General features: G+C 54.7%; 22 protein-coding genes. 4 read left to right on the top strand and 18 right to left on the bottom strand.

The features are described 5' to 3' along the window. Positions 1-29: 29 nt before the first annotated feature. Together fre and ubiD are read right to left on the bottom strand one after the other, a co-directional pair. On the bottom strand, positions 30-731 hold the full coding sequence (fre, locus tag HOY33_RS15845; protein ID WP_172291103.1) for an NAD(P)H-flavin reductase: 702 nt from the start codon (positions 729-731) through the stop codon (positions 30-32). A gap of 53 nt (positions 732-784) precedes the next feature. Next, positions 785-2,281 (bottom strand): 4-hydroxy-3-polyprenylbenzoate decarboxylase, encoded by a 1,497-nt coding sequence (gene ubiD, locus HOY33_RS15840; RefSeq protein ID WP_172291102.1) that lies wholly within the window; start codon positions 2,279-2,281, stop codon positions 785-787. A 175-nt stretch (positions 2,282-2,456) separates the two neighbouring features. Between ubiD and rfaH the strand changes: the two genes are divergently transcribed. Further along, a complete protein-coding gene (gene rfaH / locus HOY33_RS15835) occupies positions 2,457-2,945 on the top strand; it encodes a transcription/translation regulatory transformer protein RfaH (protein WP_172291101.1) in 489 nt (162 codons plus the stop codon). Positions 2,946-2,984: 39 nt separating this feature from the next. Here rfaH and hemB read toward each other — a convergent pair whose 3' ends face one another. The 12 genes from hemB to argC form a co-directional block, all read right to left on the bottom strand. After that, positions 2,985-4,007 carry a porphobilinogen synthase gene (gene hemB / locus HOY33_RS15830; protein ID WP_172291100.1) on the bottom strand — a complete coding sequence of 341 codons (1,023 nt, stop codon included), beginning with the start codon at positions 4,005-4,007 and terminating at the stop codon, positions 2,985-2,987. Between the two features lie 17 nt (positions 4,008-4,024). Then, positions 4,025-4,807, bottom strand: coding sequence for a 3'-5' ssDNA/RNA exonuclease TatD (gene tatD / locus HOY33_RS15825; protein WP_172291099.1), 783 nt, complete (start codon positions 4,805-4,807; stop codon positions 4,025-4,027). A gap of 22 nt (positions 4,808-4,829) precedes the next feature. Further along, positions 4,830-5,582, bottom strand: a complete 753-nt coding sequence (gene tatC, locus HOY33_RS15820) for a Sec-independent protein translocase subunit TatC (RefSeq protein ID WP_172291098.1) — start codon at positions 5,580-5,582, stop codon at positions 4,830-4,832. Between the two features lie 3 nt (positions 5,583-5,585). Continuing rightward, positions 5,586-6,107, bottom strand: coding sequence for a Sec-independent protein translocase protein TatB (gene tatB, locus HOY33_RS15815; protein WP_172291097.1), 522 nt, complete (start codon positions 6,105-6,107; stop codon positions 5,586-5,588). Positions 6,108-6,110: 3 nt separating this feature from the next. Beyond that, a complete protein-coding gene (tatA, locus tag HOY33_RS15810; protein ID WP_172291116.1) occupies positions 6,111-6,377 on the bottom strand; it encodes a Sec-independent protein translocase subunit TatA in 267 nt (88 codons plus the stop codon). 80 nt (positions 6,378-6,457) lie between these two features. Then, positions 6,458-8,098: a ubiquinone biosynthesis regulatory protein kinase UbiB gene (gene ubiB, locus HOY33_RS15805; RefSeq protein ID WP_172291096.1), complete on the bottom strand. Its 1,641-nt coding sequence runs from the start codon at positions 8,096-8,098 to the stop codon at positions 6,458-6,460. After that, on the bottom strand, positions 8,095-8,703 hold the full coding sequence (locus HOY33_RS15800; RefSeq protein ID WP_172291095.1) for an SCP2 domain-containing protein: 609 nt from the start codon (positions 8,701-8,703) through the stop codon (positions 8,095-8,097). The genes ubiB and HOY33_RS15800 overlap by 4 nt, the downstream gene beginning before the upstream one ends. 12 nt (positions 8,704-8,715) lie before the next feature. Next, the gene (gene ubiE / locus HOY33_RS15795; protein ID WP_172291094.1) at positions 8,716-9,471 is read right to left on the bottom strand and encodes a bifunctional demethylmenaquinone methyltransferase/2-methoxy-6-polyprenyl-1,4-benzoquinol methylase UbiE; all 756 of its coding nucleotides are present in this window, start codon (positions 9,469-9,471) and stop codon (positions 8,716-8,718) included. Positions 9,472-9,625: 154 nt separating this feature from the next. Continuing rightward, complete coding sequence (rmuC, locus tag HOY33_RS15790) at positions 9,626-11,146, bottom strand: DNA recombination protein RmuC (RefSeq protein WP_172291115.1); 1,521 nt, start codon at positions 11,144-11,146, stop codon at positions 9,626-9,628. A 338-nt stretch (positions 11,147-11,484) separates the two neighbouring features. Next, entirely contained in the window at positions 11,485-12,858 is a 1,374-nt protein-coding gene (gene argH / locus HOY33_RS15785) for an argininosuccinate lyase (protein ID WP_172291093.1), read from the bottom strand. A gap of 62 nt (positions 12,859-12,920) precedes the next feature. Further along, a complete protein-coding gene (gene argB / locus HOY33_RS15780; RefSeq protein WP_172291092.1) occupies positions 12,921-13,694 on the bottom strand; it encodes an acetylglutamate kinase in 774 nt (257 codons plus the stop codon). 34 nt (positions 13,695-13,728) lie between these two features. Continuing rightward, a complete protein-coding gene (gene argC / locus HOY33_RS15775; RefSeq protein WP_172291091.1) occupies positions 13,729-14,733 on the bottom strand; it encodes an N-acetyl-gamma-glutamyl-phosphate reductase in 1,005 nt (334 codons plus the stop codon). Between the two features lie 203 nt (positions 14,734-14,936). On the opposite strand from argC, the gene argE reads away from it, so the two are divergent. Then, complete coding sequence (gene argE / locus HOY33_RS15770) at positions 14,937-16,088, top strand: acetylornithine deacetylase (protein WP_172291090.1); 1,152 nt, start codon at positions 14,937-14,939, stop codon at positions 16,086-16,088. Positions 16,089-16,385: 297 nt separating this feature from the next. Continuing rightward, positions 16,386-19,025: a phosphoenolpyruvate carboxylase gene (gene ppc / locus HOY33_RS15765; protein WP_172291089.1), complete on the top strand. Its 2,640-nt coding sequence runs from the start codon at positions 16,386-16,388 to the stop codon at positions 19,023-19,025. Positions 19,026-19,111: 86 nt separating this feature from the next. On the opposite strand, the gene HOY33_RS15760 is transcribed toward ppc, so the two are convergent. The 3 genes from HOY33_RS15760 to metE all read right to left on the bottom strand — a co-directional run bounded on the left by HOY33_RS15760 (position 19,112) and on the right by metE (position 23,426). Continuing rightward, on the bottom strand, positions 19,112-19,894 hold the full coding sequence (locus HOY33_RS15760; protein ID WP_172291088.1) for a tyrosine-protein phosphatase: 783 nt from the start codon (positions 19,892-19,894) through the stop codon (positions 19,112-19,114). 29 nt (positions 19,895-19,923) lie between these two features. Then, the gene (gene udp / locus HOY33_RS15755) at positions 19,924-20,694 is read right to left on the bottom strand and encodes a uridine phosphorylase (RefSeq protein ID WP_172291087.1); all 771 of its coding nucleotides are present in this window, start codon (positions 20,692-20,694) and stop codon (positions 19,924-19,926) included. Positions 20,695-21,161: 467 nt separating this feature from the next. Continuing rightward, positions 21,162-23,426 (bottom strand): 5-methyltetrahydropteroyltriglutamate--homocysteine S-methyltransferase, encoded by a 2,265-nt coding sequence (gene metE, locus HOY33_RS15750; RefSeq protein WP_172291086.1) that lies wholly within the window; start codon positions 23,424-23,426, stop codon positions 21,162-21,164. 103 nt (positions 23,427-23,529) lie between these two features. Between metE and metR the strand changes: the two genes are divergently transcribed. Next, positions 23,530-24,465, top strand: coding sequence for an HTH-type transcriptional regulator MetR (gene metR, locus HOY33_RS15745; RefSeq protein WP_172291085.1), 936 nt, complete (start codon positions 23,530-23,532; stop codon positions 24,463-24,465). Here metR and HOY33_RS15740 read toward each other — a convergent pair. Then, on the bottom strand, positions 24,371-25,270 hold the full coding sequence (locus HOY33_RS15740) for a carboxylate/amino acid/amine transporter (protein WP_172291084.1): 900 nt from the start codon (positions 25,268-25,270) through the stop codon (positions 24,371-24,373). The genes metR and HOY33_RS15740 overlap by 95 nt on opposite strands. Positions 25,271-25,360: the final 90 nt, after the last annotated feature.

Here is a 25,360-nt window from a genome sequence, read left to right as displayed (position 1 = left end):
TTTATTTTATTCGAGCGCAGACAACTTGCTCAGATAAACGAAAAAGCGTCGCTGAACATATTCGCCGCCAGCGCGCCGCGTTCATTACAGAAACGCTCGCGGGCGATTTTCGCCATTTCAAAGCGGCCGGCGATATAAATGTCCTGTTCGGCTAATGAGCCGTAATCCTGTAGTACCGCGCTTAATACGGTGCCGGTTCTGCCGTTCCAGCCCTCTTCCGGCTGCTCAACCACCGGGATCACCTGAAGATTGACGTATCGCGCGGCAAGTTTTTCCAACTCGGCAAGATCATAAAGGTGCTTGGTTTCCCTGCCGCCCCAATAGATCGCGATGGAACGTTCGGGTTGCTGCGCCAGCGCCGTCAGCAAAATAGAACGCACGTACGAAAACCCCGTACCGCCGGCAATCAGCACCAGAGGACGTTCGCTCTCTTCACGCAGCCATGCTTCACCATGCGGAATATCCACCGTCAGCGCTTTCTCTTTCAGGATACGCTCCATCACCGCCATAGCGTAAAGATTAAGCTCAGAAGCACCAATATGCAGTTCAATAAAGTTCTGCTCCATCGGCGTGGACGCCATCGAGAAAGGACGTTTATCGCGTTCGTCCATGACCACCATCAGATACTGACCAGCACGAAAAGAAAAAGGTGCCTCAGGTAATAAACGAACCCGATAAACCGTATCGGTTATTGCCTCTACCAAAGTCACTTTACAGCTCAATGTTGTCATGCATTCCCTCTGTAGGGTAATCGAAGCAAAACTGGAAACAGAGCAACCGCAAATTAACGCCGGGGTTCTCTGTCACTAAAAATGGCAAGGTCATCCCATATGGCATCAACACGTGCACATACCTGCGGATCTTTCTCGATCGGATGCCCCCACTCGCGTTGTGTTTCGCCCGGCCATTTGTTGGTGGCATCCAGTCCCATTTTGGAACCCAAACCGGAAACCGGTGAGGCAAAGTCCAGATAGTCTATCGGCGTATTTTCCACCAATACGGTATCTCGCGCCGGATCCATGCGTGTCGTGATCGCCCAGATGACATCTTTCCAGTCACGCGCATTGATGTCATCGTCACAGACAATAACAAACTTAGTGTACATAAATTGCCGTAAAAAAGACCAAACGCCCATCATGACGCGTTTGGCGTGACCGGCATACTGCTTCTTCATGGTAACGATCGCCAGACGATAAGAGCAACCCTCCGGCGGTAAATAAAAGTCGACGATCTCCGGAAATTGCTTTTGCAAAATCGGCACAAACACTTCATTGAGCGCCACGCCCAGCACGGCGGGTTCATCCGGCGGACGCCCGGTATAAGTGGAATGATAAATCGCATCATGCCGCTGTGTTATGCGCGTCACGGTAAAGACCGGGAAGTCATCAACCTCATTGTAGTAACCGGTGTGGTCACCGTAGGGCCCTTCCGACGCCATTTCACCCGGCTCAATATAACCTTCCAAAACAATTTCCGCACTGGCGGGCACTTCCAAATCGTTGGAAAGACATTTTACGACTTCAGTTTTATGGCCGCGCAATAGCCCGGCAAAAGCATATTCAGATAACGAATCCGGTACGGGCGTGACCGCGGCCAGAATAGTGGCGGGATCGGCGCCCAACGCCACCGACACCGGGAAACGCCGGCCCGGATGTTCCTGACACCACTCCTGAAAATCCAGCGCGCCGCCGCGATGCGACAGCCAGCGCATAATCAGCTTGTTTTTACCCAGCACCTGCTGACGGTAAATGCCCAGATTCTGACGCTCTTTATTCGGGCCGCGCGTCACCGTCAGCCCCCAGGTAATCAGCGGCGCCGCATCCTCCGGCCAGCAGTGCATCACCGGTATGCGGCGTAAATCAACGTCATCCCCCTGCCACACCTGTTCCTGACAAGGCGCTGAAGCCAGCCGTTTCGTCGGCATATTAAGCACCTGGCGGAATTTCGGCATTTTATCCACCAGATCGCGAAATCCTTTCGGCGGTTCAGGCTCTTTCAGAAAGGCCAGCAGTTTTCCGACATCGCGCAACGCGCTGACGTCCTCCTGTCCCATTCCCATGGCGACGCGTTTTGCCGTGCCAAACAAGTTGCACAGCACCGGCATGTCATAGCCTTTCGGATTTTCAAACAGCAGCGCCGGGCCTTCCGCCCGCAGGGTACGGTCGGCTATTTCCGTCATTTCAAGATAGGGATCAATGGGCTGGCTAATGCGTTTCAATTCCCCTCTCTCTTCCAGCAGCGAGAGGAATTCGCGTAAATCACGATATTTCATGCTGATCATCGGGGCAGTCAGTGGAACTGGTTATTATAAAGTCTCTTCGCCGACCTGTCGCTTCTTAGTGTGGCTATTTATGGTCGCCGCAACGTGATATGGCGTTAAAAATTCCTGCTGAAAATTTTTTATCCACCTCGGCTTTTGTTATGCTTAGCCACCGAAATGACAAGTCTGCGAAATTATGGAAGCTTGGTATTTACTGTATTGCAAACGCGGTCAATTACTGCGGGCGAAAGAGCATTTAGAGCGCCAGGATGTTACCTGCCTGAGTCCGATGATCACGCTGGAAAAAATAGTACGGGGTAAACGTACCGAGGTTTGCGAGCCGTTGTTTCCGAACTACCTGTTTGTGGAGTTCGATCCTGAACGCATCCATACCACCACCATCAGCGCTACGCGTGGCGTAAGCAATTTCGTACGTTTCGGTAATCTGCCCGCCACCGTTCCGCAACAGGTGATCGATGACCTGTCGCAGCATCCGACACAGGGCGTTACCGATCCGCTGACGCCTCAGCCAGGCGATGAAGTAACGATCACCGATGGGATTTTTACCGGCCTGCAAGCTATCTATACGGAACCGGATGGGGAAGCCCGCTCAATGTTGTTGCTGAATTTGTTGAATAAACAGGTTCGCCAGAGCATTGATAATCGGCAATTTCAAAAAATGTAATCGTCAGGGACGGCGAAAACCGCCCTGACGTCACTGACATCAGCGCTGTAATTGCCCATCGCGTAACCACTGCGCGACGCGCTTGGCGAAGTAGGTCAGTACACCGTCCGCCCCGGCACGTTTAAAGCACAGCAGCGATTCCATGACGACAGGCTGCTCCTGTAGCCAGCCATTCTGAATAGCCGCCATATGCATCGCGTACTCTCCGGACACCTGATAGGCGAAAGTCGGCACGCCGAATGTCTCTTTCACGCGCGTAACCACATCCAGATAGGGCATACCGGGTTTTACCATCACCATATCGGCGCCTTCCTGAAGATCCTGGGCAATTTCCTGCAAGGCCTCATCGCCGTTGGCCGGATCCATTTGATAGGTTTTTTTATCGCCGCCTTTCAGATTGCCGGCGGAACCCACCGCATCACGGAACGGGCCGTAATAACAGGACGCATATTTCGCCGAATACGCCATAATCTGCGTATTAATCAGACTCTGCGCTTCCAGCGTCTCGCGGATAGCGCCAATACGCCCGTCCATCATATCGCTGGGCGCGATAATTTCCGCGCCCGCTTGTGCATGCGACAGCGCCTGACGCACCAGAATCTCTTTCGTGACATCGTTAATAACATAGCCATCTGCATCGATGATGCCATCCTGCCCGTGCGTGGTATAGGGATCGAGCGCCACATCCGTCAACAGCCCCAGTTCCGGCACCGCGTCTTTGAGGGCGCGAACCGTGCGCTGAACCAGACCATCCGGGTTATACGCTTCTTCGGCATGTAATGATTTTTTATCCGCTTCGATTACCGGAAACAACGACAGTACCGGGATGCCAAGTTTAGCGATGTCCTCAGCCTCCCTTAGCAATACATCAATGGTCATCCGGTATACGCCTGGCATAGAAGGGACTTCCTGCTGATGGTTTTTTCCTTCCATGACGAAAACGGGATAGATCAGATCGTTTACCGTCAGTTGATTTTCAGCAACCAGGCGGCGACTGAAGTCGTGACGACGCAGACGACGCAGACGTCGGCCAGGGAACGTACCGGGAAAAACATTGCTCATATAATTATTCTCCTGAATCAAGCCAGTTGGAAAACCCGGCGGGCGTTTTCATCTGTTTTCTGCCCCAGCCACGCGGCATCTTCTTCGCGCCAACCCGCGACCTGACGGACAATGTGCGGCAGAAAACAGGATTCATTACGGCGGGATGCGGGCTTGGGCGTTAAATCCCGGGGCAATAAATAGGGGGCGTCGGTTTCCAATAACAGCCGATCGGCTGGAATATCCGTTAACAACGCGCGCAGCTCAAGGCCCCGCCGCTCATCGCACACCCAACCGGTAATGCCGATCATTAACCCTGCCGACAGACATTCTTCAAGCTCACTGCGATTCCCGGTAAAGCAATGGATAACTGCAGCCGGCAATTTGCTCAACCAGGGCGTCAGCAAGGTAATAAAACGGGCGTGGGCGTCGCGACAGTGCAGAAACACGGGCAGCGATAACTCCGCCGCCAACGCCAGTTGGGCGCTGAATGCCTGTTCCTGTTGCTCAGGGGGGGAAAAGTTGCGGTTGAAATCGAGTCCGCATTCGCCGATCGCAACCACGGGATCGGATTGCGCCATGCGGTAAATCTGCTCAGCGGCCGACGCCTGCCAATGGCTGGCATCATGGGGATGAACACCCGCCGTTGCCCAGCAGTAATCCGGATACTCCAATGCCAGCGCCAGTGCCTGACGGCTTTCATCAACGTTGGTGCCCGTCACCAGCATACCGCGGACGCCAGCTTGTTTAGCCCGGGCAATCACTTGCCCGCGGTCTTTCGCAAACTGCGTACTGGTTAAATTAACTCCGATATCAAACATGTGCTGACGTATTCGCAGATAACTACGGTGAAGGTTCTTCCGCTTTCGCCCGGCGACCTTTACCCACATAAAACCGGGAGAAGAACACACCGATTTCAAACAACAGATACATGGGGAGAGCCAGCAACGTCTGCGAGAACACATCGGGCGGCGTCAATAACATACCGACGATAAAAGCGCCGACCAACATATAAGGCCGTTTCTTTTTCAGGTCTTCCGGCGTGACCACGCCGCTCCAGCATAACAATACAATCGCGATCGGCACTTCAAACGACACGCCGAAGGCCATAAATAACGCCATGACAAAATCGAGGTAATTATTGATATCGGTCGCAATCAATACGCCTTCCGGGGCGGTTTTGGCAAAGAAGCCAAACGCCAGCGGAAAAACCACGAAGTAGGCAAACGCCATACCGGCATAAAACAACAGGCTACTGGAAACCAACAGCGGTATCATCAAGCGACGTTCATGCTTGTACAGGGCCGGCGCAATAAATGCCCAAACCTGATACAACACCAGCGGCGCCGAGACAAACACCGACACAATCATGGTGAGTTTTATCGGCGTAAAAAATGGCGATGCCACATCGGTGGCGATCATGCTGGCACCGGCGGGAAGTTTCGCAATCAGCGGAGCGGAAACCATCTGGTAAATGTCATTAGCAAAGTAAATCAGTGCGAAAAACACCACCAGCACACAAATAATACTGTTCAGCAACCGCTTACGCAGTTCGATCAGGTGACTAATCAGCGGTTGGGTATCTTCAGCGGCCATAAACTAACGATCATCACTTGGTTGACGGGCAGAAGCAGCAGGGGAGTGCTCAGGTTTGATTTTGTTGTCCGAAACCGGTACAGGCGCGATCGGATTGTCATCAGGCTGGTGATTAACCGCAACCGATTCCGGCGCTTTTTCCGTGTCGATCACGCCATCATGAACAGCCTCGGGATCGTTGAGCGGCTGATAGGATGACGGTTCCGCCGAATCCTCGCTCTGGGGCGATTTTTCAGCATAGCTGCGCTTCATGGCTTCTGCCGCTTCTTTCAGTTCATCCATGGAGGCTTTCAATTCCGGCGACAGATTTTGCAGGCTGGCTTTCTCTACTTTCTTGAGGCTGTCCTGTAATTCCTGCAATTTCAATTCCTGCGACAGCTCATTCTGAACCGTGGACGCCAGCGAACGCAGTGTTCTAATCCAGCCGGCCACTGTCTTAACCGCCACGGGCAAACGTTCTGGCCCAAGAACCACCAAGCCAATCACCATTACCAGTAGCAGTTCGCTAAACCCGATATCGAACACCGATTATACCTGCTCTTTATGCTTGCTCTTTGCTTCATCCTGCTTAACAACTTCCGGCTGTTGGTCTGCAATCGATTTAGTTGCAAAATCAGCATCCTGCTGTGTTTTATCAGCATTATTCGCTGACGGTTGCTCATCGCCCATCGCTTTTTTAAAGCCTTTGATGGAAGCGCCCAAGTCTGAGCCCAAGGTTCTCAGCTTGTTGGTACCAAACAGCAATACGACGATTACTGCGATAATCAACAGGTTCCAAATACTAATACCGCCCATAATATTTACCTCTTTCAAAAGGGGGTCACCCAGATTACCCTCAGTATATAGGGTAATCTGGTTATGCATCATGATCTGCTTCAACGAGTTCGTCGCCAGCCGATAATCCAGGCGATAATTCCCGCGGCCATCAAACCAGAAGGAACAATGTCCGCTTCCACGTGACTGACCAGCAACACCGTACCACTTATTAATAGCGTTGCGCCAATTCCCAGTAGATAACGGGATTGTCCCTGACGAACATGCTGCGTGCGCAATTCATCGGCAAGCTTGTCGACACTCTGCCGCAGTATCTTGTGCTGACGTAAACCGTCATAGAATAATTCCGGGATCTCCGGCAATTTTTCGGCCCAGAACGGCGCCTTTTCCTTTAATGCCCGAATAACGGCAGGCAAGCCAACCTGTTCTTTCAGCCAGTTTTCTAAAAATGGTTTTGCTGTTTTCCACAGATCCAACTGCGGATAGAGCTGGCGTCCAATCCCTTCAATATACAGCAGCGTTTTTTGCAACAGCACCAGTTGTGGCTGTACTTCCATGTTAAAACGACGAGCCGTATTAAAGAGATTCAATAATACATGACCGAATGAAATTTCCGCTAACGGCTTTTCAAAAATAGGCTCGCAAACGGTGCGAATAGCAAACTCGAAGTCCTCAACGTTGGTATCCGCCGGCACCCAGCCTGAATCCACATGCAACTCGGCCACCTTACGATAGTCACGATTGAAGAACGCAATAAAGTTCTCCGCCAGATAGCGTTTATCTTCCTTGTTCAGCGAGCCGACAATCCCGCAGTCAATCCCAATGTACTGAGGATCGTCCGGGTGTTCGTAACTGATAAAAATATTGCCGGGATGCATATCCGCATGAAAGAAACTGTCGCGGAATACCTGGGTAAAGAAAACCTGAACCCCGCGTTCCGCCAGTAACTGCAAATTGGTGCCATTGGCTTTCAAGGCTTCAATATCAGAAACCGGAATGCCATAGATCCGCTCCATCACCAGCATACTCTCAGTGCAGTAATCCGAGTACACTTCAGGAATGTACAGCATACGGCTGCCTTCAAAATTACGCCGCAGTTGAATCGCATTGGCCGCTTCACGCAACAGATTCAATTCATCAAGCAACGTTTTTTCATACTCGCGCACCACCTCTCGCGGGCGCAGACGCCGGCCATCCGGCAATAGTCTCGGCAGCCAGCCGGCCAGACGCTTCATCAGCCGCATATCGGCCTGAATCACCGGTAAAATATCAGGCCGGATCACCTTAATGACGATATCTTTGCCGGTGGCTTTCAGACGAGCGGTATGAACCTGCGCAATCGATGCCGATGCCAGCGGCTTCACATCAAAATCATCAAACCAGTTTTCCAGCGGGATGCCGCCCATCGACAGCTCGATTTGTTTGCGCGCCAACATACCGTCAAAAGGTTCGACCCGGTCTTGCAGCATAGCCAGTTGATCGGCAATGGCGGGCGGGAACAAATCACGCCGCGTCGACATCATTTGACCGAACTTGATCCACACCGGGCCAAGCTCTTGCAGCGCCAAGCGCAAACGCTCGCCCAACGGCATGTGGCTATGCCGATTCGGCAACCAAAATAACAGCCGGCGGCCAAAACGCAGCGGGATGGTCAAACGCATTTTGGGGATGAGCTCATCCAGCCCATAGCTCAGCAAAACGCGTACGATGCTGTAAAGCCGCAACAGTTCACTTGGCATCATGGCAGGGCCTCCAGTTTCGCCAGCCGTTCAGCCAGATTGTCCGTGGATTTCTCCAGTGCGGCGATTTCATCCTGGAACCAGGCGTTTTCAAGTTTTCCCGGCGCTAACCGCCACTCTTCGGTAAGCGTCTCGGATAAGGCGTGCCGCTGTCCGCGCAATGTACGCCGCAGTATATTCAGCGTCTTCTGCGCGGTCTGACTCAGCCCCTGCGCAACCACATCCCCCAGATAAGGCGCCAGCCATTCCGCCGGATCAAACTCGGCCAAATCAAGCAGCCCGATAAACTGCTGCACGACCTGGATATCGCCCTCGATGATCAAATCGCCGCTGCGCATCAGCGAAGAGAGGTGCTGACGATCGCGCAGCTTCATCAGAACCGGTAAACGCGTTTTTAGCCGGCAATCCGCCGGTTCCCCCCACTCGCTCATCACATCGAGCCGGTGTTCGCTGAAGATAAGCACCAGCGGCGCGTTCAGTTCAGATAGCTCGATTTGCAGCGTTTTGCCGTGCAGGCGCTGACGCGCCGCTTTCATACCGCGGTCACGAAACAGTAGCTGATTCAGCGCAGTTTCCAGCGAAGCAGTCAGCACAGACGTTATCAGCATTGGCCTTCCCAATCAGAATTTAAAACCACGATGCAACGCGACAATCCCACCGGTAAGATTGAAATAATTGACACTGTCAAAGCCCGCGTCGCTCATCATCCCTTTCAGGGTTTCCTGATCGGGGTGCATACGGATAGATTCAGCCAGATAGCGGTAGCTCCCGGCGTCGCTCGCGACCATCTCGCCAATTCTAGGCAGGATGTGGAACGAATAGGCGTCATAAACCTTGCTCAGCGGTTTCATCACCGGTTTGGAGAATTCCAGCACCAGCAACCGGCCGCCGGGTTTCAAAACGCGATACATGGAGCGCAGCGCTTTATTTTTATCGGTAACGTTACGCAAGCCGAAGGAAATGGTGATGCAGTCAAAGAAATTATCCGGGAACGGCAGTTCTTCGGCGTTTGCCTGCACATAGCTGACATTATTGATAATGCCTTTATTGCGCAGTTTCTCACGGCCGACTTTTAGCATGGAAGCATTGATATCGGCTAAAACGACTTCCCCTTCGTCGCCCACAATACGGGAAAATTTCGCCGTCAGATCGCCAGTGCCGCCGGCGACATCCAGCACACGCTGACCGCGCCGCACGCCGCTGCACTCAATGGTGAATCTTTTCCAGATTCGATGAATGCCGAAAGACATCAGGTCATTCATCAGGTCATATTTTGCTGCGACAGAATGAAAAACGTCAGCCACCATGACTTCTTTCTCATCCTTGGCGACAGTGCGAAAACCAAAATCGGTCGTTTTCTCCGGCTCATTTGCCATTTTATCCGCCTACTTATTCAGTCAAATTTCGGGTCTACCGGTTATTGGGAAGAGTGTAACAGACCCGGATAAAAAGCCCACCGCCCTTCTTTGCCGAAAAGGGACGAAAAGCCATTGCGACAGCTACCCGCCAAGCCTGCGACGCAGAAAAAACCTAACGTCCTTCCGCATCGATTGCCGACGGTTTACCGTCGCCGGCCGTATCCGCCAGCGCCTCGCCGGCGGCGTTTTCATGGTCGGTTGCCTGCTCCGCCAGCGATGGGCTGATGGGACGCTTTACCTCCACCCCCAATGCGCGAAAACCTTCGGCCTGGCCGATAAGATTACCACGACCGGAAGCCAGTTTATTCATCGCCTGACGGTAGCTGCCGTGCGCCCTATCCAGGCTTTGCCCCAACGTTTCCATATCATCGACAAACAAACGCAGTTTATCGTACAGCCTCGCGGCTCGTTCAGCGATCTGCTGTGCGTTGCGACTCTGCTGTTCATAACGCCACAGGTTGTTGATGGTGCGTAACGCCACCAGCAACGTGGTCGGGCTTACCAGCATAATATTGTGCTTCAGCGCTTCAGCGATCAACTCCGGCTGGCGATCGATCGCCACCAGAAACGCCGGTTCGACAGGAATAAACATCAAAACATAATCCAGCGAACGCAGCCCCGGCAACTGTTGGTAGTCTTTGCCGCCTAACAGGCGAATATGACCGCGCACCGAAAGCAAATGCTCATTAAGGGCGGCCAAACGCTCGGCGTCGTCTTCGCTGTTAAAATAGCGCTCATAGGCGACCAGCGACATCTTGGCGTCAATCACCACATCTTTGCCTTGCGGCAAACGGACAATCACATCCGGCTGCATACGGTTATTCGCGCCGGTCTGTACGCTGACCTGAGTCTGGTATTCATAGCCTTCGCGCAGCCCGGAGGCTTCCAGCACCCGGCTGAGCACCACCTCGCCCCAGTTTCCCTGCGTCTTATTGTCTCCTTTCAGGGCCTTGGTGAGATTAATCGCTTCGCGGGCCATCTGCGCATTGAGCTGTTGCAGATTACGAATTTCATGCGTCAGGGTGTGGCGTTCACGGGCTTCAGCGCCAAAGCTATCCTGAACCTGACGCCGGAAACCATCAAGCTGTTCGCGCAGCGGCATCAACAGACGATCCAGACTCTGTTTATTCTGTTCATCCACCTTGCGGCCGCTGTGCTCAAAAATACGGTTCGCCAGATTTTCAAACTGCGTGGTCAGCCGCTGCTCGCTGTTTATCAGCAGACGCTGTTTCTCTTCGGCGGCCATGCGCGTTTCTTCAAGCCGGATGGTGACCTCGCGCAGCTCCGCCTCTTGAGCGCTATTGACCTCACGCAAGGCGCGCAGTTCCTGATTTAACTGAACGCATTCCTCACGCAGTTGCGCCAGCTGTTGCAACTTTTCCTGACTGGCGGCCAACTGGCCATGAACGTTGCGCAACGCCAGTTCATTTTCACGTAATTGCTGTTCATGCTGTTTTCTCGCCTGCTGACTTTCGTTCAGCAACTGTTGGGTCTGCTGCAATGTCTGTTCAAGCAAACGCCGATCGGTTTCATGACGAGACTGCCGCTGCTGGTGCGATACGCCGACGATGAGCCAACCGGCCAACAGACCAATAACGCCGCCGCCCAATCCATAAAATATGCTGATATCCACTGCGCCTCCGCTGGCTGCCATTGCTGCTCGTCAAAGTAGAATGATACTGTATGGATGTCCAGAGGCAATGCTGATAATGAAACAAATTTGGCGAAAAGCGCGGTGAAAAATCAGAAAATGCGGGCGGGATTGCGATTTGGCGATGAAACAAACAAGGCCGGTACAGTGACCGGCCTGAGGTTGCTGACAAAGTCGTCTTTAAGCCTGAGATACACGGGCCTACCGTACCGAGGGGCGCTCCGGCGGCTTACGCCGCTACGGCCCCTCGCCACGCTCTCCCTAATAACGGGCTTTGTCAATGGTCTGAGGCCGGTACAGTGACCGGCCTCAGATAACCGTCAGCTCAGACGCTGTTTCGCCTCGCTGATGGCTTTCGCCACCTGCTGCGGCGACACGCCGCCCTGCGCGGCGCGTTTATCCAGACAGGATTGCAGCGACAGGATCGGGTAAACATCGTCAGCGATAACGGCGCTGAACGCCTGCAAGTCGGCTAACGGCAGGGCTTCCAGCGCTTTCCCCTGACGAATGGCCTCCACCACCGCCTCACCGACGATATGGTGCGCCTCGCGGAACGGAACGCCTTTCGCCACCAGATAATCCGCCAGCTCCGTGGCGTTGGCGTAACCCTGCTCGGCCGCTTCCTGACAACGCGGACGCTTCACCTGAATGCCTTCCAGCACCAGAGCCGCCATCATCAGACAGTCATGCCAGGTATCCAGCGCATCGAACAACCCTTCCTTGTCTTCCTGCATGTCTTTGTTGTACGCCAGCGGCAGCCCTTTCAGCGTCACCATCATACCGGTCAACGCGCCCTGAACCCGGCCGCATTTGCCGCGGATCAGCTCCAGCGCATCGGGGTTCTTCTTCTGCGGCATCAGCGATGAGCCGGAAGTCACACGGTCGGAAAGCTCCACAAAAGCCGCTTCGCCGCTGTTGAAGAAAATCAGGTCTTCGGCAAAACGGGATAAATGCACCATGCCGATCGACGCATCAGACAACAGCTCCAGTACGTGATCGCGGTCAGAGACCGTATCCAGGCTGTTGCGCGTGGCGCCGGCAAATCCCAGCCAGCCCGCCAGTTGTTCGCGGTCGATGGGATAGGCGGTGCCGGCCAACGCGCCGCAGCCCAGCGGGCTGACGTCCAGACGCTTCAGCGTATCTTCCAGACGGCTTTCGTCGCGCACCAGCATTTCATGATAAGCCAGACACCAGTGGGCAAACGTAACCGGCTGGGCGCGTTGCAGGTGGGTATAACCCGGCATCACCGCGTCCTGATTGGCTTCCGCCGTGGCGACCAGCGCCTGACGCAACTGGCGCACCGCCAGCAGCAGTTCGGCAACCTGCGCCTTGCACCACAGCTTCAGATCGGTCGCGACCTGATCGTTGCGGCTGCGCCCGGTGTGCAGTTTCTTGCCCAAATCGCCGACCTTTTCGATCAAACGCTGCTCGACCCAGCTATGAATATCTTCCGCATCGCTTTGCAGGATCATTTCAGGATCGACCCGCACTTCGCTCAGCAACGCGTTCAGCGCCTGTTCCAACTGCTGTTGCTCCTGCCGACTGAGCACATTGACGGTAACCAATGCTTTCGACCAGCCAATCGAGCCGATGATGTCCTGCTCTGCCAGACGGTAATCAAACCGCAGTGAGTCATTGAACTGTTTAAAACGTTGATCTGCCGCCTGACTAAACCGACCGCCCCACAAAGCCATAACCCTTACTCCTGAAATTCAGATAAATGCAGGTATGACATCATGCCATACCCGAAAACCGCTTACGCTAAAATACGCGTCCCAATCGCCACCCCGTTAAACAGCGACGGTAGCTGATCGGCATGCCGCCAACTGGCGATATCCACCGGCCGCCCCAACGTACGGGCCGCATCCAGCGCCGCGTTGACCTTGACGATCATGCCATCGGTGATGATGCCCTGCTCAATCAGTTGCTCCGCTTTTTGCGCGGTCATTTCCGCAATGCGCTGGCCTTTTCCATCCAGAATGCCGCTCACGTCGGAAAGCAGGATTAAATCCGCGCCCAGCGTTTGCGCCAGCGCCGTCGCGGCCTGGTCGGCATTCACATTCATCAAGTCGCCCCCATCGGTAATCCCGATGGAGCTGACCACCGGCAGATAACCCGCCGACAACAGCGTATTCAGCAGCGCAGGCGAACCCGCCTGCGCTTTACCGACAAAACCCAGCGCTTCATCCAACTGCGTCACTGTCGTGCTGCCGCCGTCCGCCAGACACAGGCCGACGGCGTCAATACCGTGCTTCCTGGCCCACGACAGCAGCGTTTTATTCGCCGACCCCGCCAACGCGCCGGTAATAATGTCGATCTGATCGGCGGGCGTCACGCGCAGGCCGTTTTTCTTCACCACCGGCAACGACAGCTTTTTCATCAGATCGTCAACCAGACATCCGCCGCCATGCACAATCACAAGCGGGCGCTGGTGCTGCTGACGATAGGTAACCAGTGCGGTGAACAGACGCTCCAGCGCCTCTTCGCTATCCAGTAAAACGCCACCTAGCTTGATAATTAACGGATTCATTGTTCTCTTCGCGCCTCAGAATGGTAAATGATAATCAGAGTAAAGACTGGGTTTCCGGGAAACCAAAACGAATATTCATACATTGTACCGCCTGCGCCGCGGCGCCTTTCAGCAGGTTATCCTCCGTGGCGACCACAATCAGATGCTCGCCCTGTACGGAAAAACCGATATCGCAGAACGGCAGCCCGACGACGGATTTCAGCGCCGGCACCCCTTTCTCATACAGGCGCACCAGCGGTTTGCCGTGATAGGCGTTGTGATAGGCTTCGGCCACATCCTGCTGCGTCACGTCCGGCTGCAACCGACAGGTGATAGTCGCCAGTATCCCGCGAGCAAAATTGCCTAAATGCGGCGTAAAAATAACCGGCGTACCGAGGTGAGTCGAGATTTCAGGCTCATGACGATGGGTAAAAATACCATAAGGATGCAGACTGACCTCACAGAAACTGTTGGTCATGGAGGCTTTACGCCCCGCGCCGCTGACGCCGCTGACGGCGTTGATCACCGGCCATTGCGCGGTATTCAGCAATTGACCGTCCACCAGCGGCTTCAACGCCAGCTGTGAGGCTGTCGGGTAACATCCCGGCACCGCAATCAGTTGCGCATGTTTGATGCTTTCGGCCTGCCATTCGGCCAGCCCGTAGACAGCCTGAGCCAGCCAGTCGGTGTGCTGATGCTCAAACCCATAATACTGACGGTAAAATTCCGCATCATTAACACGGAATGCGCCGGATAAATCGAAAACGGCGCAGCCCGCAGCCAGAAACTCGGGCGCCAAATCGTGGCTGACCTTGTGATCCGTCGCCAGAAAGACCACATCGACCCCTTTGGCCGCTTCCGCGACATGGGTTAACGGCTGGACCGGCAAATCAATGATGCCTTTCAACTGCGGATGCAAATCAGAAATTAATTTTCCTGCGTCTACGCTTTGCGCTGAAACGGCTAAAGCGGTTATGTTCATCTGTGGGTGACGGTTCAGGTAAAGCGCAAGTTCGGCGCCGGTATAACCGCTTGCACCAACAATCAACGTATTCAGCATGGGATCTGCGTACCTTCTTACTTATCAATGGAACAGGTAACAGGGCTCACCAGCGCCATCACGCTGTTCACCCGTGAAGCTAAGCGGAGTGGTGAATTCATCATCACTGATACCTTATGGTTTCCTTTCACTTAGCGTTATTGTATTTTTATTCAAAATAAATGCATGAATATTGATACTATCCTAACCAGAGGCTGTCAACAGTGAAGATGAATTTACCCCCTTTTATTGAGCTATACCGGGCGTTGATCGCGACTCCGTCCATCAGTGCGACCGACAGCGCGCTCGATCAAAGTAATCAGGCATTAATCAACCTGCTGGCAGGCTGGTTTACCGATTTAGGCTTTCATGTTGAAGTCCAGCCGGTCCCCGGCACGCAACATAAATTTAACATGCTGGCGCGAATCGGTGAAGGTAAAGGGGGATTGTTGCTGGCCGGGCATACGGATACCGTGCCTTTCGACGACGGGCGTTGGACGCGCGATCCCTTCACGCTGACCGAACACGACAATAAGCTGTACGGCTTAGGCACCGCCGACATGAAAGGCTTCTTCGCTTTCATTCTCGATACGCTGCGCGACATTGATCCGGCGAAACTGACTAAACCGCTGTATGTGCTTGCCACCGCCGACGAAGAAACCACCATGGCCGGCGCCAAATATTTTGCCGGATCGACGCAGATCCGCCCGGACTGCGCCATTATCGGCGAACCGACGTCGCTACAGCCGGTTCGCGCCCACAAAGGCCATATGTCCAGCGCTATCCGCATACAGGGGCAATCCGGCCACTCCAGCGATCCGGCGCGCGGCGTCAACGCCATCGAATTGATGCATGAGGCCATCTCGCATCTGCTGGCGTTGCGCAATACCCTGAAAGAGCGCTATCACCATGCGGCGTTCAATATCCCCTATCCGACCATGAATCTGGGTCATATTCATGGCGGCGATGCGGCCAACCGCATCTGCGCCTGCTGTGAACTGCATATGGATATCCGTCCGCTGCCGGGGTTGACGCTCAACGATCTGAACGGGCTACTGTCTGAAACGCTGGCCCCGGTAAGCCAACGCTGGCCGGGGCGTTTAACCATCAGTGAACTGCATCCGCCGATCCCCGGTTATGAATGTCCGGCGGATCATCATTTAGTGTCGGTGGTGGAGAAATTACTCGGTACGCAAACAGAAGTCGTCAATTACTGCACCGAGGCGCCGTTTATTCAGGAACTCTGTCCGACGCTGGTGCTGGGGCCGGGCTCCATCAATCAGGCGCATCAGCCGGACGAATTCCTTGATACCGCGTTTATCAAACCGACGCGCGCGTTGATTGCGCAGATGATTCAGCATTTCTGTCACCACTGAGTCAACGGATAGCGGCCTCGCCAGCGTATATCACTAACCGCGGGCCATTTTACGGGGCATTTATGCCCCCGTTTCCCCTGCTTAAATTAGCGCCCCTAATATCAGCGCATCTGTAATTAAATTTCACAAATTGCCAAACCTGCATCAATACGGGTAAAAAGATCGGCTGATATAAAGAATCGTGGGAACAAAGAATCGCCAATTGACGAATCAACCTGGTCGTGGCTAGATGAGGGAAGAGCTGTATTTTTTCTGGTGAAACAAACTTACAAAAAATTGAGATGGGTCAGGGTAACTATGAACGAGCAATATTCGGCAATGCGCAGTAACGTCAGCATGCTAGGTAAGCTACTTGGCGATACGATCAAGGAAGCGCTGGGTGAGAACATTCTTGATAAAGTAGAAACAATTCGTAAATTGTCAAAATCCTCCCGAGCAGGCAGTGAAAAGCACCGTAAGGAACTGCTGAACACACTACAAAATCTGTCCAACGATGAGCTATTGCCGGTTGCCCGTGCATTCAGTCAATTTCTTAACCTGACCAATACCGCTGAGCAATACCACACCATTTCGCCCCATGGCGAGGCCGCCAGCAATCCGGAGATGCTGACCACCGCCTTTAATCGTTTGAAAGCCAGCAAGGATTTGACGGAAAAAGACATTCGGGAAGCCATAGAATCGCTTTCTATTGAATTAGTGCTGACCGCGCATCCGACGGAAATTACCCGTCGGACGCTGATTCACAAGCTGGTCGAAGTCAATACCTGTCTCCAGCAGCTCGATCATGACGACCTGGCGGATTATGAACGCAACAAGATTATGCGTCGTTTACGTCAGATCATTGCGCAATCCTGGCATACCGACGAAATCCGTAAAATTCGCCCCACCCCCGTGGATGAAGCGAAGTGGGGCTTTGCCGTGGTTGAAAATAGCCTCTGGGAAGGCGTTCCGGCGTTTTTGCGTGAACTGGACGAGCAGATGGAGAAATCGTTTGGTTATCGGCTGCCGATAGAAGCCGTTCCTGTACGCTTTACGTCCTGGATGGGCGGAGACCGTGACGGCAACCCCAATGTCACCGCTGAAATTACCCAGCATGTATTGCTGCTCGGCCGCTGGAAAGCCGCCGACCTGTTCCTGCGCGACATTCAGGTTCTGGTGTCGGAACTGTCAATGTCCGCCTGCACGCCGGAAGTGAGCGAACTTGCCGGCGGCAGCGAAATACAGGAACCGTACCGCGCCATCATGAAATCATTGCGGGCCCAGCTCACGACCACGCTAAGCTATCTGGAATCCCGCCTTAAAGGCGCGCAATCGCTTCCGCCCAAGGATTTATTGATTAGCAATGAACAGCTCTGGGAGCCGCTGTATGCGTGTTATCAGTCGCTGCACGCCTGCGGTATGGGCATCATCGCCGACGGGCAGTTGCTCGACACGCTGCGTCGCGTACGCTGCTTCGGCGTACCGCTGGTGCGTATCGATGTGCGTCAGGAGAGCACCCGCCACACCGAAGCGTTGGCTGAAATTACCCGCTATCTTGGTTTAGGGGATTACGAAAGCTGGTCCGAGTCCGACAAACAGGCCTTCCTGATCCGTGAATTAAGTTCCAAACGTCCGCTGCTGCCACGTCAGTGGGAACCGAGCGCGGACACCAAAGAAGTGCTTGATACCTGTAAGGTTATCGCCAAATCCCCGGCGGGTTCGATTGCCGCCTATGTCATTTCGATGGCCCGCACGCCATCAGACGTGCTGGCCGTTCATCTGCTGCTCAAAGAGGCTGGCTGCCCGTTTGCTTTACCGGTCGCCCCGCTGTTCGAAACGCTGGAAGACCTGAACAACGCCGATGATGTCATGACGCAACTGTTGAATATCGACTGGTATCGCGGTTTCATTCAGGGCAAGCAGATGGTCATGATTGGCTACTCCGACTCGGCGAAAGATGCCGGCGTCATGGCGGCATCGTGGGCGCAATACCGGGCGCAGGATGCCCTGATTAAAACCTGCGAGAAAGCCGGCATTGCCCTGACGCTGTTCCACGGCCGCGGCGGTTCCATCGGCCGCGGCGGCGCCCCCGCCCACGCCGCTCTGTTGTCCCAGCCGCCGGGAAGCCTGAAAGGCGGCCTGCGCGTGACCGAACAAGGTGAGATGATTCGCTTTAAGTACGGCCTGCCGGAAGTCACGATCAGCAGCCTGGCGCTTTATACCGGCGCCATTTTGGAAGCCAACCTGTTGCCGCCGCCGGAACCCGAGCAGGAATGGCATGAGATTATGAATGAGCTGTCGCGTGTGTCTTGCGATATGTACCGTGGGTATGTGCGTGAAAATCCAGACTTTGTTTCTTATTTCCGCGCAGCCACGCCGGAACTGGAGCTGGGCAAACTGCCGTTAGGCTCGCGCCCGGCGAAACGTCGTCCTAACGGCGGCGTCGAAAGCCTGCGCGCCATTCCGTGGATCTTCGCCTGGACGCAGAACCGCCTGATGTTGCCGGCGTGGCTGGGTGCGGGCGCCGCGTTGCAAAAAGTCGTGGAAGACGGCAAACAGAAACAGTTGGAAACCATGTGTCGCGACTGGCCGTTTTTCTCCACCCGTCTCGGGATGCTGGAAATGGTGTTTTCCAAAGCCGACCTGTGGCTGGCCGAATATTACGATCAGCGCCTGGTGGATAAGAAGCTGTGGCCGTTGGGAAAACAGCTGCGTGAACAGTTGGCGGCCGATATTCATGTCGTGCTGACGATCGCCAATGACGACCACCTGATGGAAGACCTGCCGTGGATTGCCGAATCCATCGCCTTGCGTAACGTTTATACCGACCCGCTGAACGTTCTTCAGGCTGAATTGTTGCACCGTTCACGCCAACAGGAAAATCCCGAACCCGAGGTAGAACTGGCGCTGATGGTGACTATCGCCGGTGTTGCCGCCGGCATGCGCAACACCGGCTAATCACCGCACAGCGATCTTCAGTAAAAAGCAGAGGCCGGTTCATGTGACCGGCCTCTCAATTGATATGCTCCTGTCCGTCGCCTGAATCAAATCAAATACTTATCCTGTAAAAATTGCCGGGCGCGATTGTCTAATCCGTACTCCGCTTCAAGCCAGCTATCGACAGAACCATGACGCTCATAAATGGCCTGTAATGCCGTCGAGATAAACGCTTCCTGAACCGACAGTACATACGCAAACTGCCCCAGCGCTTTATCACTCATGGTCTGGGACAAATGCGCCATTAACTGTTGTCGGAAAGGCGTCAGCGTGGTGTCGGTGAGCAGATAATCTTCGATCACCGTTTGCTCATCGGCTCCCAGGGCCAGCATCACCAGCGCCGACCCCATACCCGTACGATCTTTCCCCACCGCGCAGTGCTGTACCAGCGCGCCGTTATCCGGTTGCAACAGCAGCGAGACCAGGTGGCGGTATGCGGAGTTATCGAAAGGTAAGCGGCGGTAAAGCTCCAGCATGAATGCCTGTGAATCAAAGGTCTCCAGCACATCCGAACCTAAAGAATCCAGGTTCGCCGTGACCTCGTGCCGCAGCGGGTTTGCGGGGAATGGATGGTAGTTTGCGCCAGACCAAAGAATATCGGGCTTGAGCGCAATTTCATCGGGATCGCGGTAGTCAAGAATATCGGTAACGGGCACCCCGGCCAGTTGTTCACAATCCGCCGGACTCAATAAATCCAGCGAGCCGGAGCGAAATAACTTTCCACGCCGGATAAGACGCCCATCCGCCGCCCGATTACCGCCCAAATCGCGGAAATTGATCCCGCCGTCCAGCGGCACTAAAGACGGATGGAGTAACGTTGGTTCGGTCATACCTCTCCCGGTGATGGCTTAAAGAACAATTATGCCGAGGCCAGCAATCGACGGGTGGCATCCAGCATAACCTTAACGACCGTCGTTTCCGCCAGCTTCATGGTCGCGGCATCAGGAATTTCCTGCTGGGTGCGATTGACAATAACCCCGGCGATCATGCCGGCGCGCAGCCCCTGGCTGGCGCACATGGTCAGCAGCGTGGCAGATTCCATCTCATAATTCAAAACGCCCATGCTTTGCCACTCTTCCATTGAACCGCGGAAGCGGCGCGCCACGCGGCCGGAAAACGTATCATAACGTTCCTGCCCCGGATAAAACGTGTCGGATGATGCGGTCACGCCGACATGCAGCGCGGCGCCGGCCGCTTTCGCCGCCTCGACCAGCGCGGTCATACAGGCAAAATCCGCCACCGCCGGAAATTCCATCGGCGCAAAATGCAGACTGGCGCCGTCAAGGCGCACCGCCGCCGTCGTCACCAGCACATCTCCCACATTGATGCCCGGCTGAATAGCGCCGGTAGTGCCGACTCGCAGGAAAGTGCGGATACCAAGCTGAGCCAGTTCTTCAACCGCAATCGACGTTGACGGGCCGCCAATGCCGGTAGAGCAGACAATAACCGTCTTTCCGTCCAATTCGGCGCGCCAGGAGGTGAATTCACGGTGCGACGCCAGATGTACCGGGTTCTCCATCAGACGGGCTATTTTTTCGACGCGCTCGGGATCGCCGGGAACAATCGCCAGCGTCGCCCCTTGTAAATCATGCTTCGTCAGACCGAGATGGAACACATCAGATGTAGACATAACCGCCTCCCAGGCAATGAGTTGGATAATCAGAGGGATAAGGACAGACTTTATCGTATTACGATGGCATTTTTAGTGATGACTATCACTCATAAAAAAGAAACAAAAACTAAACGTACATAAAAACGTGATACGCATCACCAATCAGAGCTTCACAACGCTTCCCGCCGTTCGCCCCTTTTATTGTAGATTCTTTACTCATCGATACGATTTGTCGCAGAAGTGAAATTTGCTGCCGAAATGAAAAAAGGAGGCTTTCGCCTCCCTCAGACCGTTGACAAACCTATCACCCTTTATCGAACGGTGATAATGGAATGGAAGAGTAAAGCGTCCGCGCCAGGGATGGCGCGGTTCGAGCTTACAGGGACGTACTTGCAGCGTCTTTACGATCCATCCATTATCGCCGCTCACCAGGCTTTGTCAGCAACCTCAAGGAGGCTTTCGCCTCCCTGGTCATTGATACATGCTTACTGCGTTTCACGCAGACGCCGGGCCGCCTGTACCAGGTTCGCCAGCGCCTGACGGGTTTCCGGCCAGCCGCGGGTTTTTAGGCCGCAGTCCGGGTTAACCCATAGGCGCTCCGCCGGGATACGCTGCGCGGCTTTAAGCAACAGCGCTTCCATCCATTCAACGCTCGGCACGTTCGGCGAGTGAATATCATACACGCCCGGGCCGATTTCATTCGGGTATTCAAACTCTTCAAACGACTCCAGCAATTCCATATCGGAACGTGACGTTTCAATGGTGATCACATCGGCGTCCAGCGCCGCAATGGAATCCATGATGTCGTTGAATTCGCAATAGCACATATGGGTATGGATCTGCGTGTCATCCTGCGCGACCGCCGCATTCAGACGGAAGGCGTCCACCGCCCAGGCCAGATAGGCCGACCAGTCGGAGCGATGCAGCGGCAGACCTTCACGCAGCGCAGGTTCGTCAATCTGGATAATGCCGATACCGGCTTTTTCCAGATCCGCCACTTCATCGCGCAGCGCCAGCGCGATCTGTTTGGCAATGGTTTCCCGCGTCACGTCTTCTCGCGGGAAAGACCAGCACAGGATGGTGACCGGGCCGGTCAGCATGCCTTTCATCGGCTTATCCGTCAGCGACTGGGCATACTTCGCCCACTCAACGGTAATCGCTTCAGGGCGGCTGACATCGCCGATAATCACCGGGGGTTTCACGCAGCGGGAACCGTAGCTCTGCACCCAACCATTCTGCGTAAACACAAAGCCGTCCAAATGTTCGCCGAAGTATTCCACCATGTCGTTACGCTCGGCCTCGCCGTGCACCAGCACGTCCAGCCCCAGACGTTCCTGCTCCGCCACCGCTTGCTTAATGTGTTCGGCGATGCCGGTACGATAATGATTGCCGTCCAGACGCCCTTGCTTGAAGTCCAGACGCAGGCCGCGAATTTCCGTGGTTTGCGGGAAAGAACCAATGGTGGTTGTCGGCCATGCGGGCAGATTGAAACGCTCGCGCTGTGCTTTGGCGCGCAGCGGATACGGCTGCCGGCGCTGGCTGTCCTGCGGCGTAATGGCCGCCAGACGCTGAGCCACCGCCGCATTGTGCACGCGGGTCGAGGTACGGCGGGCGCGGATCGGCGCGCTGTATGCCGCCAGCGCCCGATCGTCGCCGCTATTCAACGCCTGAGACAACAGCGACAGCTCGGCGCACTTCTGGATAGCAAACGCAAACCAGCTTTTTACTTCATCATCCAGGCGCGTTTCCACGTTGAGATCGATCGGACTATGCAGCAGCGAACAGGAGCTTCCCAGCCAAAGCGTGCGTTTGCCCGCCAGCGGTTGCAAACGTTCAAACCAACCACTCAGATCGGCGCGCCATACGTTACGCCCGTTAATCACGCCCAGCGACAGCAGCCAGTCAGCGGGTAATTGCGCATTCAACGCCGCGGCATCATCCTTGCCGTGCACCAGATCGACGTGCAGCCCCTGTACCGGCAGCGCTTTGATGGTCGGCAGATTCTGACCGATGCTGTCGAAATAGGTGGTCAGCAATAATTTCACCGCCCCTTGCAGCGCATCGTATGCGGGTTTGAACGCCGCCAGCCATTCCTGCGGCAACTCCAGAACCAATGCGGGTTCATCGATCTGTACCCATTCGATGCCACGTTTAGCCAGTTCAGTCAGCACCTGGCGATAGACCGGCAAAATGTCCTGCAACAGCGATAAACGATCGAACTGCTCGCCTTTTACCTTACCGAGCCACAGATAGGTTACCGGCCCCAGCAGCACGGGCTTCACCTTGTGCCCCAACGCCAGCGCTTCATCCACTTCATCCAGCAACTGCGTCCAGGTCAGTTTGAACTGCTGCCCTTTGGTAAACTCCGGGACCATATAGTGGTAGTTGGTGTTGAACCACTTGGTCATTTCGGCGGCGGCGGCGGGTTCGCCGGTCGGCGCCCGTCCGCGACCAATGCGGAACAGCGTATCCAGGTCAACGGAGCCATTCGCGTTCTGATGACGGGCCGGTACGTTGCCCAACAGCAGGCTGGTGGTCAGCACATGATCGTACCAGGCAAAATCACCCACCGGCAGCAGATCGACGCCCGCATCTTTTTGTTGCTGCCAGTGACGCGCCCGAAGTTCACGTCCGACAGTCAGCAACTCTTGCTGTGTCGCGTTGCCTGCCCAATAGCTTTCCTGCGCTTTTTTCAATTCGCGTCGCAATCCAACACGTGGAAAACCCAGTGTGTGATTTAAAATCGTCATCGTAATTCCTCATTTAGCCGTCCAGATGTTTACACATCCATAATCCGCAGGTAGTGTATGATGCACAAGCGCAATTTATTCACTGTCACTGTGAAGGACTCTCATGATCGAACTTAAACACCTGCGAACGCTGCAAGCACTGCGCAATACGGGATCGTTAGCCGCGGCTGCCGCTGCGCTTCATCAGACCCAGTCGGCGTTGTCCCACCAGTTCAGCGATCTGGAACAGCGTCTTGGGTTCAGGCTATTTGTGCGTAAAAGCCAGCCGCTGCGCTTCACGCCGCAGGGAGAGATCCTGTTGCAGTTGGCCGAGCAGGTGTTGCCGCAGATCCAGCAGGCGTTACAGGCATGCCACGAACCGCACCAAACCACGCTGCGTCTGGCGATTGAGTGTCATAGCTGTATTCAGTGGCTGACGCCGGCGCTGGATGAGTTCCATCAAAGCTGGCCGCAGGTGGCGATGGATTTTAAATCCGGCGTCACGTTCGATCCGCAACCCGCTCTGCAACAGGGCGAACTGGATCTGGTGATGACCTCGGATATCCTGCCGCGCAGCGGGCTGCACTATGCGCCGCTGTTTGATTTTGAGGTCAGACTGGTGCTGGCGCCCGATCATCCGCTGGTCGCCAAAGAAAAAATCGAACCTGAAGACTTAAGCGCGGAAACCCTGATGATCTACCCGGTTCAGCGTCAACGATTGGATGTCTGGCGCCATTTTCTGCAACCTGCCGGCATCAGCCCGGCGTTGAAGAGCGTCGACAACACCTTGCTGCTGATTCAAATGGTTGCCGCCCGCATGGGGATCGCCGCGCTGCCGCACTGGGTGGTGGAAAGTTTTGAACGTCAGGGGCTGATTGTGACAAAAACGTTGGGAGAGGGGTTATGGAGCCGGTTGTACGCCGCCGTCCGGGACGGAGAACAGCGCCAACCGGTGATCGAAGCGTTTATTCGCTCGGCGCGTCAGCACGCTTGCGATCATTTACCGTTTGTGCGGGACGCTTCACGACCCAATGCCGGTGCACCCACAACGAGGACATAATAATTAATGCCCCGATGATAAAGCTCGGCCAATGGGGTTTTTCCTGCCAGATAGCCAGATTGACCAGCAGCGCGGCCGGAACATGGAAATTATTCATGATCCCCAGCGTGCCCGCATCCACCTGAGTGGCGCCGTAGTTCCACATAAAGTAGCCCAGACCCGAGGCCGCGACACCCAGCCAGATTAAAACCCCCCACTGCAACGAGGTGGTGGGCAGTTGGTTGGCATTGCCGAACAACAGCCAGGCGACCACCGAAACCGCCAGCGCGCCCAGATAAAACCATGAAAAGGCGGTGTGTTGCGGCATCGGATGGACTTCCATCAGGCGCTTATACCCGACTTGCCCGATGGCAAAAAAGATGTTCGCTGCCTGAACCAGCACCAGTCCCCAGACAAAATGCGTGCTGACCTCATCGTAACGGATCACCGCCGCGCCCAGCACCGCCAGCAACGCGCTAAAGACATACCCCCAACGCAGACGCTCACGCCGCAACAGATCGTAAATCAGCGTGACATATAACGGCGTCATCACCGTAAAGAGCAAAAACTCCGGCACAGTAAGATATAAATAAGCCTGAAAAACAAATAGATACATAATCCCCAGTTGGCAGGCGCCAACCAGTAGATACAGTAAAATGACGCGCGGCGCATAGCCCCGCCAACGTAAAAAGGGCAGGAACACCAACGCAGCCAGCCCGACGCGCATCAATACGGAAAACCAGCTATCGACCTGGCCCGCCAGATATTCGCCAATCAGACTAAATGAAAAAGCCCACAATATAGTGGTGATAACGAGTAATGGCACAGCACAATATCCGCTCAGCAAAGAAGTGCCATTATTGTAACGGAGGAAAGAAAATAAATTTTAACCAATATGGTTTACATCTGAGCAAAT

It is taken from the genome of Brenneria sp. hezel4-2-4 (assembly GCF_013155275.1).
GTDB lineage: Bacteria > Pseudomonadota > Gammaproteobacteria > Enterobacterales > Enterobacteriaceae > Brenneria.
The sequence above is the reverse complement of the archived record's forward strand: the minus strand, read 5'-3'. Positions and strand labels throughout refer to the sequence as shown.

What these genes read in the sequence shown, in the direction of transcription:
- fre (WP_172291103.1), bottom strand. Translation starts at nt 731, where the DNA reads ATGACAACATTGAGCTGTAAAGTGACTTTGGTAGAGGCAATAACCGAT.
- ubiD (WP_172291102.1), bottom strand. Translation starts at nt 2,281, where the DNA reads ATGATCAGCATGAAATATCGTGATTTACGCGAATTCCTCTCGCTGCTG.
- rfaH (WP_172291101.1), top strand. Translation starts at nt 2,457, where the DNA reads ATGGAAGCTTGGTATTTACTGTATTGCAAACGCGGTCAATTACTGCGG.
- hemB (WP_172291100.1), bottom strand. Translation starts at nt 4,007, where the DNA reads ATGAGCAATGTTTTTCCCGGTACGTTCCCTGGCCGACGTCTGCGTCGT.
- tatD (WP_172291099.1), bottom strand. Translation starts at nt 4,807, where the DNA reads ATGTTTGATATCGGAGTTAATTTAACCAGTACGCAGTTTGCGAAAGAC.
- tatC (WP_172291098.1), bottom strand. Translation starts at nt 5,582, where the DNA reads ATGGCCGCTGAAGATACCCAACCGCTGATTAGTCACCTGATCGAACTG.
- tatA (WP_172291116.1), bottom strand. Translation starts at nt 6,377, where the DNA reads ATGGGCGGTATTAGTATTTGGAACCTGTTGATTATCGCAGTAATCGTC.
- ubiB (WP_172291096.1), bottom strand. Translation starts at nt 8,098, where the DNA reads ATGATGCCAAGTGAACTGTTGCGGCTTTACAGCATCGTACGCGTTTTG.
- HOY33_RS15800 (WP_172291095.1), bottom strand. Translation starts at nt 8,703, where the DNA reads ATGCTGATAACGTCTGTGCTGACTGCTTCGCTGGAAACTGCGCTGAAT.
- ubiE (WP_172291094.1), bottom strand. Translation starts at nt 9,471, where the DNA reads ATGGCAAATGAGCCGGAGAAAACGACCGATTTTGGTTTTCGCACTGTC.
- argH (WP_172291093.1), bottom strand. Translation starts at nt 12,858, where the DNA reads ATGGCTTTGTGGGGCGGTCGGTTTAGTCAGGCGGCAGATCAACGTTTT.
- argB (WP_172291092.1), bottom strand. Translation starts at nt 13,694, where the DNA reads ATGAATCCGTTAATTATCAAGCTAGGTGGCGTTTTACTGGATAGCGAA.
- argC (WP_172291091.1), bottom strand. Translation starts at nt 14,733, where the DNA reads ATGCTGAATACGTTGATTGTTGGTGCAAGCGGTTATACCGGCGCCGAA.
- ppc (WP_172291089.1), top strand. Translation starts at nt 16,386, where the DNA reads ATGAACGAGCAATATTCGGCAATGCGCAGTAACGTCAGCATGCTAGGT.
- HOY33_RS15760 (WP_172291088.1), bottom strand. Translation starts at nt 19,894, where the DNA reads ATGACCGAACCAACGTTACTCCATCCGTCTTTAGTGCCGCTGGACGGC.
- udp (WP_172291087.1), bottom strand. Translation starts at nt 20,694, where the DNA reads ATGTCTACATCTGATGTGTTCCATCTCGGTCTGACGAAGCATGATTTA.
- metE (WP_172291086.1), bottom strand. Translation starts at nt 23,426, where the DNA reads ATGACGATTTTAAATCACACACTGGGTTTTCCACGTGTTGGATTGCGA.
- metR (WP_172291085.1), top strand. Translation starts at nt 23,530, where the DNA reads ATGATCGAACTTAAACACCTGCGAACGCTGCAAGCACTGCGCAATACG.